We start from the raw sequence: 16,003 nt of genomic DNA on the forward strand, positions 1-16,003 counted from the left end.
GGCCACGCAGCCGTCAGCGGCCAGACCGCGCAGCCGTCGGCGGCCTGGCCGCGCGGCCGTCAGCGGCAGAAGGGGGCCATGCCGAGCACGGACTTGACGCCTCCCAGCAGGTGCTGGACGAAGTACTGGTCGCCTTCCATGGGCTCGTCGGTCCAGGCCCTGACGTCGTGGCCGAGAGTGGTCAGCCAGGCCTTGCCGCCGTCGTAGTACTGGCACCAGCTCACCGGGTGGTGCTCGCCGTGGCCGGGGTGACCGAGGCTGCCGCGTACGCCCTGGGGCAGGGTGCTCTCGTCCACCTCGGCCAGCACGCGGACGCGGGTGGGCGCGGGGATGAGGTTGTACCACTCGTCGGAGAAGGCCCAGGTCCTGGGCAGGCCCTGGGTGGAGGCGTCGCGGCGGTTGACGGTGACGACGGTGCCGGGCTGGTTGGCGCCGTGGTCGTAGAAGTTGGCGTTGCCGAGCAGTCCTTCGTACCAGGGCCAGTTGTACTCGGTGCCGAAGGCGTTGTGCACGCCGATGAAGCCGCCGCCGGCGCGGACGTACTGGCGCAGCGCGGTCTGCGCGGCGTCGTCGAGGGTGTCGCGGGTGGTGCTGAGGAACATCACGGCGTTGTAGTCCAGGAGCCGGCCCGCCGAGGAGAGCTGGGTGACGTCCTCGGTGTAGTCGACCGTGAAGCCGTTCTCCTGGCCCAGCTTGAGCACCGCCTTGACGGCGACGTTGTTGTCGTTGAGCGGCGGGTTGAGCCCGGGGCCGAGCGGGGTGCCGAGGTGGGCGTGGCGGGGGCCGGCGGTGCGGCTGTAGACGAGCAGCTTGTAGCCCTCGGCGGGGTCGAAGTTGCCCCAGTCGTGGTAGCAGCGGGGGTCGGTGCCCCGGCAGACGCCGTAGTCGGGATCGCCGAGGTTCCTGGCCGGTTCCGGGGAGGCGGCCGAGCCGGGTGCGGTGGCGGTGAGCAACAGGAGGGCTGCTCCGGTGGCGGCGGCGATGGAGAGTTTGCTGCGCATGGGCACCTCGCAAGCGGATCCACTAGGTGGATCAATCGGTCCACTCGGAGGCTTGAGCGTAACTGCGGATCTTGGCGGCGACAAGCTCCTGCCTTCACGTGCCGTCCGCTGGGAGCCGAGCCCCGCCGTCCGGCGGGGCCTGCTCACAGCCAGGTCGGCAGGATGGACGGCGGGATCGGGCCCTTGTTGCGCCGGCCCTGCCCGCTCTCCTCCCAGGCGTGGGCCAGGATGCCGACGGACCGGCTGAGCACGAACAGCCCGCGCGCGAGCGGCGCGGGGAAGCCCAGCTCGGCGTAGACCACGGCGGTCGCCCCGTCGATGTTCATGGGCACCGGGGCGATCAGCCGCTCGACCTCGAGCGCGGCCCGCAGGTGCGCGCCCGCCACCACCCCCTCGCCTGCCGCCCGCGCCACGAGGGCGAGCAGCGGGTCGCGGCGCGGATCGCGGGTGTGGAAGCGGTGCCCGAAGCCGGGCAGGTACTTGTCGCGGGCGCGCCAGCGGGCCACCACGGCCGGGGCGTCCCCGTCGCCGGCCACCTCCTCCAGCAGCCTGACGCACTGCTCGCCCGCGCCCCCGTGCACGTCGCCGAGCAGGTTGACCCCGGTGGCCACGGCGTTGTTGAGGCCGACGCCGCAGGTGACGGCCATGCGGGCGACGGCGATGGACGGCGCGTGCGGCCCGTGATCGACGGAGGAGACCAGCGCCGCCTCCAGCAGCGCGGCCCGGCGCGGGTCGGGGCGCTCGCCGCGGAGCATCAGCCAGATCATCTCGGCGAAGCCGATCCGCCCGATGAGCTCCTGGACCGGCTGCCCGCGCAGCTCGATGACGTCGGGCTCGATCTTCGAGACGGCCGTGGCCCACCAGTCGGCCGCGGTCTCGCGCTCGCTCATGACGCCGCCTCGAACTCGGTGTTGTGCTCCCCGAGCAGCGGCGCGGGCCCGCGCGGGCGCAGCGCGACGCCGTCCACCAGCACGCCGTTCCCTGTCACGGCGATCTGCCGCTCCCCCGCTCCCGGGAGCGGCACCTCGGTCAGGAAGCCGCGATGGCGTACCTGGTCGAGGGCGAGCGCCTGCGGGACGGTGAGGATGCGGGCGGCGGGCACGCCTCCGGCGGAGAGGATCTCCTCCCACTCCAGCGCGGTCTTGGCCCGCAGCGCCTGGTTGAGCTCCTGGTTGAGCTGCCGCCGGTGGGCCTTGCGCGACTCGCGCTCGGCGAAGCGCGGGTCGGCGGGCAGGTCGGGCCGCCCGACGAGCCGGCACAGCGTCTCGAACTGGGCCTGCTGGTTGGCGGCGATGTTGAGCGGTCCATCGGCGGTCTCGAAGGTGCCAGACGGGGCGGCGGTGGCGTTCTGGTCCCCCATCGGCTCCGGCTCGACCCCGCTGACCAGGTAGTTGGAGACGGTCCAGCCCATCGCGGAGATCGACGCCTCCAGCATGGACAGGTCCAGGAAGCAGCCGCGGCCGGTGCGGTGCCGTCCGGCCAGCGCGGCGGCGATCGCCAGGGCGGCCATCAGCCCGCCGACGGTGTCGCAGATGGGGAAGCCCACCCGCAGCGGGGCGGTGTCGGGGGTGCCGGTGACGCTCATCATGCCGGACAGCCCCTGGATGATCTGGTCGTAGGCGGGCGCGCCGCTCATCGGGCCGCTCTGCCCGAAGCCGGAGATGGCGCAGTAGACGAGGCCGGGGTTGAGCTCGCGCAGGCGGTCCCCGCCGTAGCCGAGCCTGGCCAGCACCCCGGCCCTGAAGTTCTCCAGCAGGACGTCGGCGCCGGCGAGCATCGACTCGAACGCGGCCCGCCCTTCCGGGCTCTTCAGGTCGAGCTCGACCGACTTCTTGCCGGCGTTCTGGGCCAGGAAGGAGGCGCCCATCCGGGCCCGGTTGAGCTCGGGGTCGGGGCCGAGCCGCCGGGCGAGATCCCCGGTGCCGGGCAGCTCCACCTTGACCACCTCCGCGCCGAACAACATCAGCTGATAACTGCAGTACGGCCCGGCCAGCACGTTGGTCAGGTCCACGACCTTGACGCCGTCCAGTGGCAACTGCTGCATGCACGCTCCATTGAGTCAAGTCAGAGGATGGTCGAACCCGCGCTCCGACATCCGCTCGGCCGCCTCGCGCAGATCCGCGGCGAACTTCCGGACCCGGTCCTCGGTGAACCGGACGGTGGGGCCGCTCAGCGTCAGCGCCGCCGCGCTCGCCCGCGTGCCGCCGTTGACGGGGACGGCCACGGCGGACAGGCCGGGCTCGCGCTCGCCGTGGCTGGCCGCGTAACCGTCGCGCGCCGCCTGGCCGATCCAGGCCCGCAGCGTCGCCACGTGGGCCTCGCCGTACGGGGAGGAGCGGGCCACCCTGACGAGCAGCCGCTCCGGCGCCTGGGTCAGCAGGACCTTCGAGGAGGCGCCGGCCCACAGGGGCAGCTCGTCACCGACGCGCACCACGTGGCGCAGCGGCTGCGGGCTCTCCTGCTGGGCGATGCAGATGCGGCGCACGTCGCGCGGCACGTAGAGGTTGACGGTCTCCCGGTGCCGCGCCCCCAGCTCGCGCATGAGCTGGACGGTCTCCGGCGGCAGCTCCCACGCCGAGCGGGCCAGGTGCGCCCAGCGCCACAGCGCCGGACCGGCCGTGAACCCCCTGGGCGTGGCCCACAGCAGCCCCATGTGCTCCAGGGTCTGCAGCAGGCGCAGCGCCGTGGTCTTGGCCAGGCCGGTCTCGTCGACGACCTCGCGGATCGTCAGCGTCCGCCGGTCCTCGGTGAGCAGCGAGAGGATGCCGAACGCGCGCTGGACGCTGCGTACGCCCCCGCCCTCCCCCGACGCCGCGGGAATGTTCGAAGGCATGGCCGTACGCTAACACCGAGTCCGCTTAGCGGTCCATACGCTCCACCAAGCGGATTAGCTGGCACTCTTGCCATAACCTTCGCCGGGCTCATACCGTGAGGCAATCCACACTGCGGATTATCAGAACCGCTGAGCGGATCCAGTGGGAGTCATCATGAACACCATCCACGAAGCCGGATGCCTGGTCGCCGGGCAGTGGCTGACCGGAGGCCCGCATGCCGACCGCATCGGCCCCTACCTGCGCGAGCCCGTCAGCCGGGCCCGCACCGCCCAGGACGAGGACGTCACCGCCGCGCTGGCCTACGCCCGGCGGTCCGCCAGGCGGATCGCCCGCCTGGCGCCTGCCACCAGGGCCGACGTCCTGGAGCGGGCCGCCGCCGCGGTGACCGCGCAGGGCGAGCGGCTGGCCCGGCTGCTGGCGCTGGAGCTGGGCAAGCCGCTCAAGGACGGGCGCGGTGAGGTGTTACGGGTCGCCGACACCCTGGCCGTCGCCGCCGCCGAGGCGCGGATGATCGGCGGCGAGGTGCTGCCGGTGGCGGGCTGGGGCCGCGGGGTCGGCAACACCGCGATCACGCAGCGGGCCCCGGCCGGTCCGGTGCTGGCGATCACGCCGTTCAACGCCCCGGCGAACCTGCTCGCCCACAAGCTCGCCGCCTCCTTCGCGGCCGGCAACACCACGATCGTCAAGCCGCCGCCGCAGGCGCCCGCGGTCTCCACCGCGCTGGTGGAGCTGCTGCTGGAGGCCGGGATGCCCGTGGAGGCGGTGCAGGTCCTGCACGGGGGCGGCGACGTGGGCGCGCGGCTGTGCGCCGCGCCGGAGATCGCCGTCGTCAGCTTCACCGGCGGCGTCCCGGCCGGACGCGCCGTCGCCCACGCCGCCGGGCCGAAGCGGGTCATGCTGGAGCTCGGCGGCAACGCCGCGACCATCGTCTGCGAGGACGCCGACATCGCGCAGGCGGCACTGGCGTGCGCCCGCACCGGCTACAGCAACTCCGGGCAGAGCTGCATCTCCGTCCAGCGGGTCTACGTGCACCGCAGCCGCTTCGAGGAGTTCGCGCAGGAGCTGACCGCGCAGGTGAAGGGCCTGATCGTGGGCGACCCCCTGGATCCGGCGACGGACGTGGGCTCCATGGTGGACGACGACGCGGCCGAGCGGGTGGTCCGCTGGACGGCCGAGGCCGCCGGCCAGGGCGCCCGGGTGACGGCGGGCGGCACCCGGCAGGGCGCGGTGATGGCGCCGACCGTGGTCGTCGCGCCGCCGGCCGAGGCCAGGGTCGTGCGCGAGGAGGTGTTCGGCGCGCTGGTGGCCGTGCTGCCCTTCGACGGCTTCGACGAGGTGCTGGAGGAGTGCAACCGCAGCTCGTACGGCCTGCAGGCCGGGCTGTTCACCCACGACGTGCGCCGCGTCGTCACCGCCTGGCGCGAGCTGGAGGTCGGTGGCCTGATCGTGAACGGCTCGTCCAACTTCCGCCTCGACCACGTGCCGTTCGGCGGCGTGAAGGACTCCGGCATCGGCCGCGAGTCGCCGCGCTGGATGATCGAGGACTTCACCGTGACCAAGACCCTCATGCTCAAGGGCCTGACCATCTGGGGAGACGAGTGACCAGGACAGCCGCCCACGCCCTTGTCGAGCAGCTCGAGCAGCTCGGCGTCGAGTACGTCTTCGGCACCTGCGGCCACACCAACATCGCCGTCCTGGACGCGCTGGCCGACAGCCGCATCCGCTTCGTCATCGCCCGTCACGAGCAGGCCGCCGCGCACGCCGCCGACGGCTACGCCCGCGCCTCCGGCAAGCCGGGCGTGCTGCTCGTGCACGTGGGCCCCGGCCTGACCAACGCCGCGACCGGCGTCATGACGGCCGCGCTGGACTCGGTGCCGCTGGTGGTGATCTCCGGCGACATCCCGTCCTACTACCACGGGCGGCACCCGCACCAGGAGATCAACCTGCACGCCGACGCCGACCAGGCGAGCGTGTTCCGGCCGTTCGTCAAGCGGGCCTGGAACGTGCACCGGGCCCAGGATCTGGGCCGCTTCGTCGAGCGCGCGTTCTGGACCGCGACCTCGGGCCGTCCCGGCGCGGTGCTGGTCAACGTGCCGATGGACGTCTTCTCGCGGCCGGCCGCGCCGTTCCCGCCGGTCAGCCACGCGGCCCCGCCGGGGCTGCCGCGGTCCACCGCCGAGCTGATCGCCGCCCGGCTGGCCGGCGCCGAGCGCCCGCTGATCTACGTGGGCGGCGGCCTGCGCGAGGACGCCGGGCCGCTGATCCGCCTGGCCGAGCACCTCGACATCCCGATCGCGCACTCGCTGATGGCCAAGGGCACCGTTCCCGACGCGCACCCGCTGGTCATCGGGATGCCGGGCTTTTGGGGGCTGGAGCTCACCAACGCCTGCGCCCGCGAGGCGGACGTGGTGCTGGCGCTGGCCACCCGGTTCGCCGAGACCGACGCCAGCTCCTGGGACCCCCGCTTCACCTGGGACTTCTCCGGCAGCACGCTGATCCAGATCGACATCGACCCGGCCGAGCTCGGCCGCAACTACCCGGCGGAGGTCGGCGCCGTCGCCGACGTGCGGCTCGCGGTCGAGGCGATCGCCGACGCGGCCGCGGCCCACCCCGCCCGCGACAGGACCGAGCTGCGCAAGCAGATCCTGGAGGCGCGGACGGAGCTGTTCGCGGCCAGCCGGGAGCGCGGCCGGAGCGAGGACTTCCCGCTGCGTCCCGAGCGCATACTGAAGGACCTGCGCGACGCGCTGCCGCCTGACACGATCCTGGTGACCGACGTGGGCTGGAACAAGAACGGCGTCGCCCAGTGCTACGAGCTGCCCGCCGGGGGCCGCTTCATCACTCCGGGCGGGGCCTCCACCATGGGGTTCGGGCCGGCCGCCGCCGTCGGCGTGCAGCTCGCGCAGCCCGGCAGGACCGTGGTGGCGCTGATCGGCGACGGCGGGATGAGCGCGCAGTTGCCCGCCGTGCCGCTCGCTGTCGAGCAGGGCGCCGCGGTGATCTTCGTGGTGATGAACAACCGTGCCCACGGCACGATCTCCGACCTGCAGTCGGCGCACTTCGGCCGCAGCCACGGCTGCGACTTCACCGACCCCGCGGGGCGGCCCTACAGCCCCGACTTCGCCGCGCTCGCCAGGGCGTGCGGCGCCGACGGCCACACCGTCGCCGCGCCCTCGGAGCTCGGCACGGCGCTGCGCGAGGCCGTCGCGAACCGGCGCCCCGCCGTGATCGACGTGCCGATGGTCAACGAGCCGGTGCCGACACCCGGTCACTGGAACATCAAGGACATCTACCAGGGTCTGTTCACCGACTGATCCCGGGCGGAAACCGTTGCACGTTCGAGATTCCCTCAGCCTGTCCCGTCGCTTATAACGAACGTACTAGTCCGTGAATTAACCTCACCCACCCCCCCAGAGGTGAACCCGTGCACTTCACGAGATTCTCCATCGCGGCCGCCGCCCTGATAGCGCTCACCGCCTGCGCCCCTCCCGGCCAGCAGGCCGAGTCCGGCGCCACCGCCACCGGCCCCATCAAGATCGCGAACGTCAACGCGCAGAGCGGCCAGCTCAGCTCGCTCGGCCAGTGGGAGCACAAGGGCGTCAAGCTCGCCATCGAGGAGGCCAACAAGGCCGGCGGCGTCAACGGCCGGCAGATCCAGCTCGACCTCTTCGACAGCCAGGGCGACCCGACCGTCGGCACCAACGTGGCCAGGAAGATCGCCGCCGAAGGCTACATCGCGATGCTGGGCACCGCCGAGAGCGCGGTCACCCTCGCCATGGCGCCCATCCTGAAGGACGCCAAGATCCCGAACATCACCTCCGGCCAGTCGCCCAAGCTCGCCGAGCTGAAGAGCCCGTTCCTCTTCCTGAACGCGCCGACCAGCGTCACCTTCGACGAGACGCTCGCCAAGTACCTCGTCGACGACAAGGGCATGAAGAAGATCGCGCTGATCAGCAACAACGGCGCGTACGGGTCCGGCGAGCACGACGCGTTCCTCAACTCCCTCAAGACCAGGAACGTCACCCCCTCCGCCGACGAGATCGTCACCCCCGACCAGAAGGACTTCAACTCCAACCTCGCCAAGATCCGCGAGCAGGACCCGGAGGTGCTGTTCATCGGCGCCGAGGAGGTCCAGTCCGGGCTGATCGCCAAGCAGGCGCGCGAGCTCGGCATCAAGGCCGTCTTCGCCGGCGGCGCCCCCGTCGGCACCGACGTGTACGCCACCACCGCCGGCCTGAAGAACGCCGAGGGCACCATCGTCAGCTCCCCCTACCTGAGCAACGAGGCCACCCCGGAGATCAAGGAGTTCGCCGCCAAGTACAAGGCCGCCTACAACGAGGAGGCCCGCATGCACGTGGCCAAGGCCTACGACGGGGCGTCGATCCTCATCGAGGCGCTCAAGCAGACCAAGGGCGAGGGCGGCCAGAAGCTGGCCGACGCCATCCGCGGGGTCAAGCGCGCCGGCCTGCTCGGCACCTACACCTACGACGCCAACGGCGTCGGCATCCACGAGACCAAGATCGGCCTGGTCAAGGACGGCAAGGTCGTGCCCGAGGCCGCGAGCTGACGTGCAGGTCTTCCTTCAGACCCTGATCGGCGGGGTCACGTTCGGAGCGGTGTACGCGCTGGTGGCGATGGGCTTCTCGATCGTCTACCGCACCATGGGCCTGGTCAACTTCGCCCACGGCAGCGTCGTGATGATCGGCGCGTACGCCGCGTCCACCTTCTACATGGCCAGCAAGCTGCCCTTCGCGGTGGCCGTCGTGGTCGCGATCGCGGTCACCGCGCTGATCGGCCTGGTCATCGAGCGGTTCCTGCGCCCGCTGGAGAACAAGGACTTCACGCTGATGCTGATCGGCACCATCGGCTTCGGCGCGGTGCTGGAGGCGGGCGCGGTCCTGGTCTGGGGCGCGACCGGGCACGCCGTGCCGTCCCCGGTCGCGACGGGGCCGATCGACGTGGCCGGGATCCGCATCCCCACCTACAGCCTGCTGGTGATCGCCGTGGCCGCCGCCGCGACCGGGCTGCTGGCGCTGTTCCTGCAGCGCACGAAGCGGGGCGCGGCCATGCAGGCGGTCGCCATGGACCACCAGGCCGCCACCGCGGTCGGCATCCACGTCGGCCGCAGCAACGCCATGGCCTTCGCCATCGGCGCCGGCCTGGCCGCGCTGGCGGGCAGCCTCATCGGCCCCATGCTGTACGTGAACCCGACCATGGGCGGCACCCTGGGCATCAAGGGCTTCGCCGCGGCCATGCTCGGCGGCTTCGGCAGCATGCCCGGCGCGATCGTCGGCGGCCTGGCCTTCGGCCTGCTCGACTCCTTCGCCGCGGGCAACTTCCAGGAGTACTCCGAGCTGGTCACGTTCCTGGTCTTCGCCGTCATCGTCATGATCCGCCCCACCGGCATCTTCGGAGAGGCAACGGTGAACCGCGCATGAAACGACTGGCGCTCATCGCCATCGCCGCGATCGCGGCCTGGCTGCTGCCCTACGGCCTGGGCGGGTACGCCATCCATGTCGCCGACGTCGCGATCATCTTCGCGATCCTGGCCATCGGGCTCGGCCTGACCATGGGTGTGGCCGGGCAGATCAACCTGGCCCAGGTCGCCTTCTTCGGCGTCGGCGCGTACACGGTGGCCATCCTCACCACGGAGGCGGGCTTCGGCTTCTGGACCGCCTCCGTGCTGGCCGTCCTCACCGCCGTGGTGTTCGGCGTGCTGGTCGGCATCCCGGCGCTGCGCATGCAGTCGCACTATCTCGGCATCGTCACGCTCGGGCTGGCGCTGGCGTTCACGAACTGGGTGACCAACGCGCACATCGCCGGGCGCGCCGAGGGCATCAGCGACATCCCGGTGCCGCCGATGTTCGGCATCGTCCTGTCCAGCGGTTACCTGTTCTACTACGTCGAGCTGATCGTCTTCGCGATCGCGCTGGCGTTCGCGCTGCTGGTCACCCGCTCGCCGCTGGGCCGCCGCCTGCGCGCGATGCGGGACGACGACCTGGCGGCCGGGGCGCTGGGAGCGGAGATCCCGCTGCTGCGGATGACCGCGTTCGTGCTGTCCGGCCTGTACGGCGGCCTGGCCGGCGTCCTGTACGCGGGGCTGATCCGCTTCGTCGCCCCGGAGTCCTTCAACATCGCCAACATGTTCCTGCTGCTCGCCATGGTGATCATCGGCGGGCGGAGCAGCATCCTGGGCTGCGTCGTCGGCGCCGTCGGGCTCTCCCTGGTCAGGGAGGCGCTGCTGGACGCGTCCGGCTACGCCCAGCTCGGCTACGGGCTCGTGGTGGTGCTCGTGGTGGTGTTCGCGCCCAAGGGGCTGGCGGGCCTGCCCGGCCAGGTCCGGGCGCTGCTGCGCAAGCGGACCGGCGGCTCGCGGGCCCAGCTGGGCGCCTTCCGGCCCTACGACCCCGTACCCGCCTCCGCCGAGGACGTCGCGCTGGACGTCCGGGAGGTGACCAAGCGGTTCAAGGGCCTGGTGGCGCTGGACAAGGTGTCGCTCACCGTGCCCACCGGCCAGATCCGCGGCATCGTCGGCCCGAACGGCTCCGGCAAGACGACGCTGTTCAACGTGATCAGCGGCTTCTACGACCCCACCGAGGGATCGGTGGTCCTGGGCGGGCGGGAGGCGACCGGGATGGCGCCGTACCGGCTCTCGCTGCTCGGCGTGGCCCGCACGTTCCAGAACCTGCGCCTGTTCGAGGATCTCAGCGTGCGCGAGAACCTGCTGCTCGCGCTGGACCGCACCCGCACCACCTGGATCTGGCGCTATCCGATCCTGCCGTGGAAGGTGCTGGGCTACGAGCGGAAGCTGCACCGGCGCACCGCGGAGCTGCTCGAACGCTTCGGGCTCACCGAGGTCGCCGACGCCGAGCCGCGCTCGCTGCCCTACGGCATCCAGCGCCGCATCGAGCTGGCCCGCGCCATGGCCATGTCCCCGGCCCTGCTGCTGCTCGACGAGCCCGCCGCCGGGCTCAACGGGGAAGAGGTGCGCCAGCTCGCCGACATCGTCCGCTCGATCAGGGACTCGGGCGTCACCGTGATCATCATCGAGCACAACATGGGCCTGGTCATGTCCCTGTGCGACCGGATCACCGTGCTGTCCAGCGGCAAGGTGATCGCCGACGGCCCGCCGGCCGAGGTCGCGGTGCACCCGGACGTCGTCGCCGCCTACCTCGGCGACTCGATGGCCGCACCCACCGAGGAGACCGCCGAGGCCGCTGTCGAGGAGGCGACCCGATGACCACCCTGACCGTCGAGGGGCTGTCGGTGCACTACGGCGGCGTCCGCGCCGCCCACGACGTGTCCTTCACCGTCGAGCCGGGCCAGTCGCTGGGCATCATCGGCGCGAACGGGGCCGGCAAGTCCTCCACCCTCAAGGCGATCATGGGGCTGGCGCCCCGGCAGGCCAGGACGATCCGGTTCGGCGAGCACGACCTGCTGCGCGCGCCCGCGCACACGCTGGTCCGGCACGGCATCGGCTATGTGCCCGAGGGCAGGCACGTCTTCCCCGGGCTCACGGTGGAGAAGAACCTGCTGCTCGGCGCGTACACCAGCAGCTGGAAGCGCACGCCGATCGACGAGGTGTTCGAGCTGTTCCCGGTGCTGGGCGAGATGCGCGGCCGGCTGGCCGGCGCGCTGTCCGGCGGGCAGCAGCAGATGCTGGCCGTCGGCCGCGCCATGATGTGCCGGCCCAAGGTCATGCTGCTGGACGAGCCGTCGATGGGGCTGTCGCCGAAGCTGGTGAACGACATCGCCGGCGTGCTGAAGGAGCTCAACGCGGGCGGACTGGCCATCCTGCTCGTCGAGCAGAACGCCAAGCTCACCTTCGACGTCACCACCACCTGCCTGGTCATGGAGAACGGCGAGATCGCCGCCAGCGGCGCCTCGGCGGAGCTGAGCGACGACCCGCAGGTCCGGCGCATCTATCTCGGCCTTTAACAGAAAGGATGGTCCATGGTCCGTCGCAGAGAGTTACTCGCGGGCGCCGTCGCGGCAGTCGCGCTCGCCGGAGCAGGTCAGAGCCCCGCCGCCGCGGTCACCCGGCGTGCCGATCGCGACTTCCCCAAGGTGGGTGGAAACCTGGCGAACCAGAACTACACGGCGCTGCGCGGCCTGCACCGCGGCAACGTCAGGCGGCTGCGGGCGGCGTGGGTGAACCACATCGAGGGCGGGCTGATGGCGGGCAACAGCCAGAGCACCGCCGTGGCCGTGGACGGCGTCCTGTTCATCGAGTCGGCCCTGGGCAACGTGGTCGCGGTGGACGGCCGTACCGGGGCGACGATCTGGAAGTACGAGCAGACGCGCGGCGCGGTCACGCGCCGCGGCGTCGGGGTCGGCGGCGGCCGGGTCTACACCTGCGCCAACGACAACTGGCTGATCGCCCTGGACCAGCGCACGGGGCAGGTGGTCTGGGAGCGGCAGCACAACGGGTACAGCAACCTGGAGAAGGTCGCGGTCACCTACCACGACGGCATGCTCTACTGCGGCACCAACGACGGCCCGCGCGGCGCCGCGCTCGCCTTCGACGCCGCGACGGGCGACCTGGCGTGGCACTTCTGGGGCACGGCCGCCCCCGGCGAGATCGGCGGCGGCACGTGGGAGGGCGACTCCTGGCAGGTCGGCGGGGCCACGCCGTGGATGCACTGCGCGATCGACGCGGAGCTGGGGCTGGTCTACTGGACGTTCGGCAACGCCAGGGGCAGCAAGTCCTCGCAGGACGGTTCCGAGCGCGGCGGCCAGAACCTGTTCGCCAACTCGATCGTGGCCATGGACCTGAAGACCGGCGCCTACCGGTGGCACTTCCAGTCCATCCACCACGACATCTGGGACATGGACAACGTCATGGCGCCCGTGCTGGTGGACGCCCGCGTGCGCGGCCGGCTGCGCAAGCTGGTCGTGTACGGCAGCAAGACCGGCATGTACTACATCCTCGACCGCGCCGACGGCTCGGCCCCGCTGGGCATCGACGAGCTGCCCGTGCCGCAGGAGCCCCGGCAGAAGACGTGGCCGACGCAGCCGTTCCCGCGCCAGGGCGGCTGGACCGAGCAGCGGCCGGTGGCGCAGCCGCTGGGCACCGAGGTGCCCGGCCTGCCGCACCGGGCCGTGCCGAACTACACGATCGGCTCGCTCTACACGCCGCACTGGGACGAGCCGATCCTCACCATCCCTGGCCACGGCGGCGGCGCCGACTGGAACCACCAGTCCTACAGCCACAGCACCCGCCTGGTCTACACGGGCTTCGGCTACGTGGCCGCCGCCCACTCCCTGACCGAGTCGTCGAACGGGCTGCGCCCGCCCGGCGAGTACATGACCGGCGGCGTGGTGGCCGTGGACCCCTCGACGAACCGGGTGCGGTGGAAGCGGAACCTGCCGTACTCGCTGGCCCACGGCAACGGCATCCTGACCACCGCCTCCGACCTGCTGTTCATCGGCCAGCCCGACGGCAACCTGCTCTGCCTGGACGCGCGCGACGGGCGCGAGCTGTGGCGCTGGCAGACGGGAGCCGGCGTCAGCAGCAGCCCCATCGCCTACGAGATCGACGGCGAGCAGTACGTCGCGGTCTACGCGGGCGGCACCGGCATCCCGTACGGCAACTCGGCGCCGCGCGGCGACCACCTGTGGGCCTTCAAGCTCGGCGGCACCGTGTCCCCCGCGCCCACCCCGCCCCCGCCGGTGGTCCGCCGCCCGGTCTCCGGCCAGCCGGTGGACGGCGCCACGGTGAACAACACGGTCGTGCTCGCCCGCGTGTACGACAACGGGCAGGTCGGCACGGTGGAGTCCACGGCGGTCAACGCCATGGCCCCCACCCACCTGCGGGTGCCGGTGGGCACCACGGTCACCTTCGTCAACCCGCCCGGCAACGTGCACGTGCACGGCGCCACCCAGTTCTTCGAGGGCCTGTTCGACGTCAGGCTGAAGCCGGGCGAGTCCTTCCAGTACACGTTCACGAAGCCGGGCGAGTACTTCTTCAACGACTCCTACAGCCCGCGGCCCACGGGCAAGATCGAGGTCACGGGCTGATCACCGCGACGTCGGGGGTGCGGAGCGGGAAACGTTCGAGCACCAGCGGGTCATGGCCGGCGACCACGAGCCCGGGGCCGCCGGCCAGCTCCTTGATGCGGTCGAAGGCGCCGTACATGCCGGTCATGCTGTGCAGGATCGGGAAGGGGCGGTCGCTCTCGATGTTCTCGTAGAAGTGGCTGGCGTCGGAGGCGAGCACCACGGGCCCCCGGGCCGTCTCGACGCGCACCACCTGCATGCCGGCCGTGTGCCCGCCGACCAGGTGCACGCTCAGGCCGGGCAGCAGGGACGCGTCGCCGTCCAGCACGAGCGCCCGCCCGTCCTTCCTGGCGGCGGTCAGGTGGGCGAGGTCGCCGTCGTCGAGCAGCCAGCGCTCGCGGGAGATCCGCTCCGCCCAGGGGCCGGTCCAGTAGTCCAGCTCGGCCTGCTGCACCACGTAGCGGGCGCGGGGGAAGTCGCGGGCGGTGCCGGTGTGGTCGTAGTGCAGGTGGGTCAGCACCACGTGGCCGACCGACTCGGCGGCGATGCCCAGCTCGGCCAGGGCCTCGACGGGTGAGCAGCGGTAGTCGAGGCCCTGGACACGGGCCGCCCGCTCGGGCGCGATGCCGGTGTCGACGACGACCGTGTGCTCGCCGGAGACGGCCGCCCAGACGTAGTAGGAGGTGGGGTGGGAGCTCTCCCCGCCGGGCTCGTAGCCGTGGAAGTGCTCGCCGCGCCGGGCGTCGCGCTGCGCGTAGCGCACGGCGTAGACGGTGTAACGGGGGTACGTGCTCACACCCGCACCCCGCCGGGAAGCGGCTTGAGCCCGAGCTGGTCGGTCGGCACCCGGTACGTCTCCCTGGCGGTCGCGACGGCGGCCACGTTGATCAGGCAGACCACCGCGGTGATGACCGAGACGCCGAGCCAGCTCTCGGGGCCGGTGCCGGCCACGGCGGTGGCCACGGTGGGCGCGAACCCGGCGATGGCGAAGCCGATCTGGGTGCCGATCGCCATGCCGGACAGGCGGACCCGGGTGGTGAACATCTCGCCGTAGAAGGAGGGCCACACGGCGCTGGTGGCGCTGTGCACGACGCCGAACATCAGGATGCCGGCCAGGAAGATGAGGAAGTAGTCGCCGGCGGAGATCGACCACAGGTAGGCGAACATCAGGACCGCGCAGCCGAGCGAGCCGCCGATGAAGACGGGCTTGCGGCCGATCCGGTCCGACAGCTTGCCCCACAGCGGGATCGTGATCACGGCGGCGACGTTGGCCAGCACGCCGACCCACAACATCGGGCTGCGCTCCAGGCCCATCGTGTTGACCGCGTACGACAGGGCGTGCACGGTGAAGATCGTGCTGACCGAGGCGATGATCGCGGCGACGACGACGCGCAGCACGTCCCGCCACTGCTCGCGGAAGAGCACGGCGAGCGGCATCTTCGCCACGGTGTTGGTGGCGACCTCCTGCTCGAACGCGGGGGTCTCCTCCAGCGTGCGGCGGATGACGACGCCGACCACGGCCACGAAGACGCTCAGCCAGAACGGCACCCGCCAGCCCCAGCTCAGCAGCTGCTCCTCGGGCAGGGCCGCGATCGGCAGGAAGATCGCGGTGGCGATGATCTGGCCGGCCTGGGTGCCGTTGAGGGTGAAGCTGGTGTAGTAGGCGCGCCGGCCCTCGGGGGCGTGCTCCAGCGTCATGGAGTTGGCGCCGGCCTGCTCGCCCGAGACGGAGAAGCCCTGCATCAGGCGGAGCACCACGAGCAGGATCGGCGCCAGCAGGCCGACCTGATCGTAGGTGGGCAGGCAGCCGACCAGGAACGTGGAGCCGCCCATCATCAGCAGCGTGGTGACCAGGACCCGCTTGCGGCCGAACTTGTCACCGATGTGCCCGAGGACGAACGCGCCCACGGGCCTGGCGAGGTAGCCGACGCCGAACGTGGCCAGCGCGAGCAGCGTGCCCGTGGCGGGCGAGGAGGACGGGAAGAAAATCTTGTTGAACACCAGCGCGGCGGCCGTGCCGTAGATGAAGAAGTCGTAATACTCCAAGGCACTGCCGATCCAGGCAGCAACGGCCGCTTTACGCGGTTTGCCCTGCACCGTCACAATTTGCTCCTCACGGTGACGTCGGGGGGTAGTGCGGTGACAGGAAAACTAACTCACCGGTTCGTA

General features: G+C 71.7%; 13 protein-coding genes. 7 read left to right on the plus strand and 6 right to left on the minus strand.

Annotated elements, in window-relative coordinates; all coding sequences use genetic code 11:
• Positions 1–59: 59 nt before the first annotated feature.
• The 4 genes from AB0I79_RS45240 to AB0I79_RS45255 form a co-directional block, all read right to left on the minus strand.
• Positions 60–1,001 (minus strand): ThuA domain-containing protein, encoded by a 942-nt coding sequence (locus tag AB0I79_RS45240; protein WP_357887057.1) that lies wholly within the window; start codon positions 999–1,001, stop codon positions 60–62.
• A 143-nt stretch (positions 1,002–1,144) separates the two neighbouring features.
• Entirely contained in the window at positions 1,145–1,891 is a 747-nt protein-coding gene (locus AB0I79_RS45245; protein WP_357887060.1) for a citryl-CoA lyase, read from the minus strand.
• Positions 1,888–3,045 (minus strand): CoA transferase, encoded by a 1,158-nt coding sequence (locus AB0I79_RS45250; protein ID WP_357887063.1) that lies wholly within the window; start codon positions 3,043–3,045, stop codon positions 1,888–1,890. Before AB0I79_RS45250 ends, AB0I79_RS45245 begins: the two co-directional genes overlap by 4 nt.
• Positions 3,046–3,060: 15 nt before the next feature.
• Positions 3,061–3,834 carry an IclR family transcriptional regulator gene (locus tag AB0I79_RS45255; RefSeq protein WP_357887066.1) on the minus strand — a complete coding sequence of 258 codons (774 nt, stop codon included), beginning with the start codon at positions 3,832–3,834 and terminating at the stop codon, positions 3,061–3,063.
• Between the two features lie 154 nt (positions 3,835–3,988).
• Here AB0I79_RS45255 and AB0I79_RS45260 point away from each other — a divergent pair, with 154 nt between their 5' ends.
• From AB0I79_RS45260 to AB0I79_RS45290, 7 genes are all read left to right on the plus strand, one after another.
• Positions 3,989–5,437 (plus strand): aldehyde dehydrogenase family protein, encoded by a 1,449-nt coding sequence (locus tag AB0I79_RS45260; RefSeq protein WP_357887069.1) that lies wholly within the window; start codon positions 3,989–3,991, stop codon positions 5,435–5,437.
• Complete coding sequence (locus tag AB0I79_RS45265; RefSeq protein WP_357887071.1) at positions 5,434–7,149, plus strand: thiamine pyrophosphate-binding protein; 1,716 nt, start codon at positions 5,434–5,436, stop codon at positions 7,147–7,149. The genes AB0I79_RS45260 and AB0I79_RS45265 overlap by 4 nt, the downstream gene beginning before the upstream one ends.
• A 110-nt stretch (positions 7,150–7,259) precedes the next feature.
• Positions 7,260–8,402, plus strand: a complete 1,143-nt coding sequence (locus AB0I79_RS45270) for an ABC transporter substrate-binding protein (protein ID WP_357887074.1) — start codon at positions 7,260–7,262, stop codon at positions 8,400–8,402.
• A 1-nt stretch (position 8,403) separates the two neighbouring features.
• Positions 8,404–9,273, plus strand: a complete 870-nt coding sequence (locus AB0I79_RS45275; protein WP_253742260.1) for a branched-chain amino acid ABC transporter permease — start codon at positions 8,404–8,406, stop codon at positions 9,271–9,273.
• Complete coding sequence (locus AB0I79_RS45280; protein WP_357887078.1) at positions 9,270–11,075, plus strand: branched-chain amino acid ABC transporter ATP-binding protein/permease; 1,806 nt, start codon at positions 9,270–9,272, stop codon at positions 11,073–11,075. Before AB0I79_RS45275 ends, AB0I79_RS45280 begins: the two co-directional genes overlap by 4 nt.
• Positions 11,072–11,773, plus strand: a complete 702-nt coding sequence (locus AB0I79_RS45285) for an ABC transporter ATP-binding protein (protein ID WP_357887081.1) — start codon at positions 11,072–11,074, stop codon at positions 11,771–11,773. The genes AB0I79_RS45280 and AB0I79_RS45285 overlap by 4 nt, the downstream gene beginning before the upstream one ends.
• Before the next feature lie 15 nt (positions 11,774–11,788).
• Positions 11,789–13,855 carry a PQQ-binding-like beta-propeller repeat protein gene (locus tag AB0I79_RS45290; protein ID WP_357887084.1) on the plus strand — a complete coding sequence of 689 codons (2,067 nt, stop codon included), beginning with the start codon at positions 11,789–11,791 and terminating at the stop codon, positions 13,853–13,855.
• Here the strand turns inward: AB0I79_RS45290 and AB0I79_RS45295 are convergent.
• Both AB0I79_RS45295 and AB0I79_RS45300 read right to left on the minus strand, forming a co-directional pair.
• Entirely contained in the window at positions 13,845–14,630 is a 786-nt protein-coding gene (locus AB0I79_RS45295; RefSeq protein WP_357887087.1) for an N-acyl homoserine lactonase family protein, read from the minus strand. The genes AB0I79_RS45290 and AB0I79_RS45295 overlap by 11 nt on opposite strands.
• Positions 14,627–15,937, minus strand: a complete 1,311-nt coding sequence (locus tag AB0I79_RS45300) for an MFS transporter (RefSeq protein ID WP_357887090.1) — start codon at positions 15,935–15,937, stop codon at positions 14,627–14,629. The genes AB0I79_RS45295 and AB0I79_RS45300 overlap by 4 nt, the downstream gene beginning before the upstream one ends.
• Between the last annotated feature and the right edge of the window lie 66 nt (positions 15,938–16,003).

It is taken from the genome of Nonomuraea sp. NPDC050202 (assembly GCF_040656115.1).
GTDB lineage: Bacteria > Actinomycetota > Actinomycetes > Streptosporangiales > Streptosporangiaceae > Nonomuraea.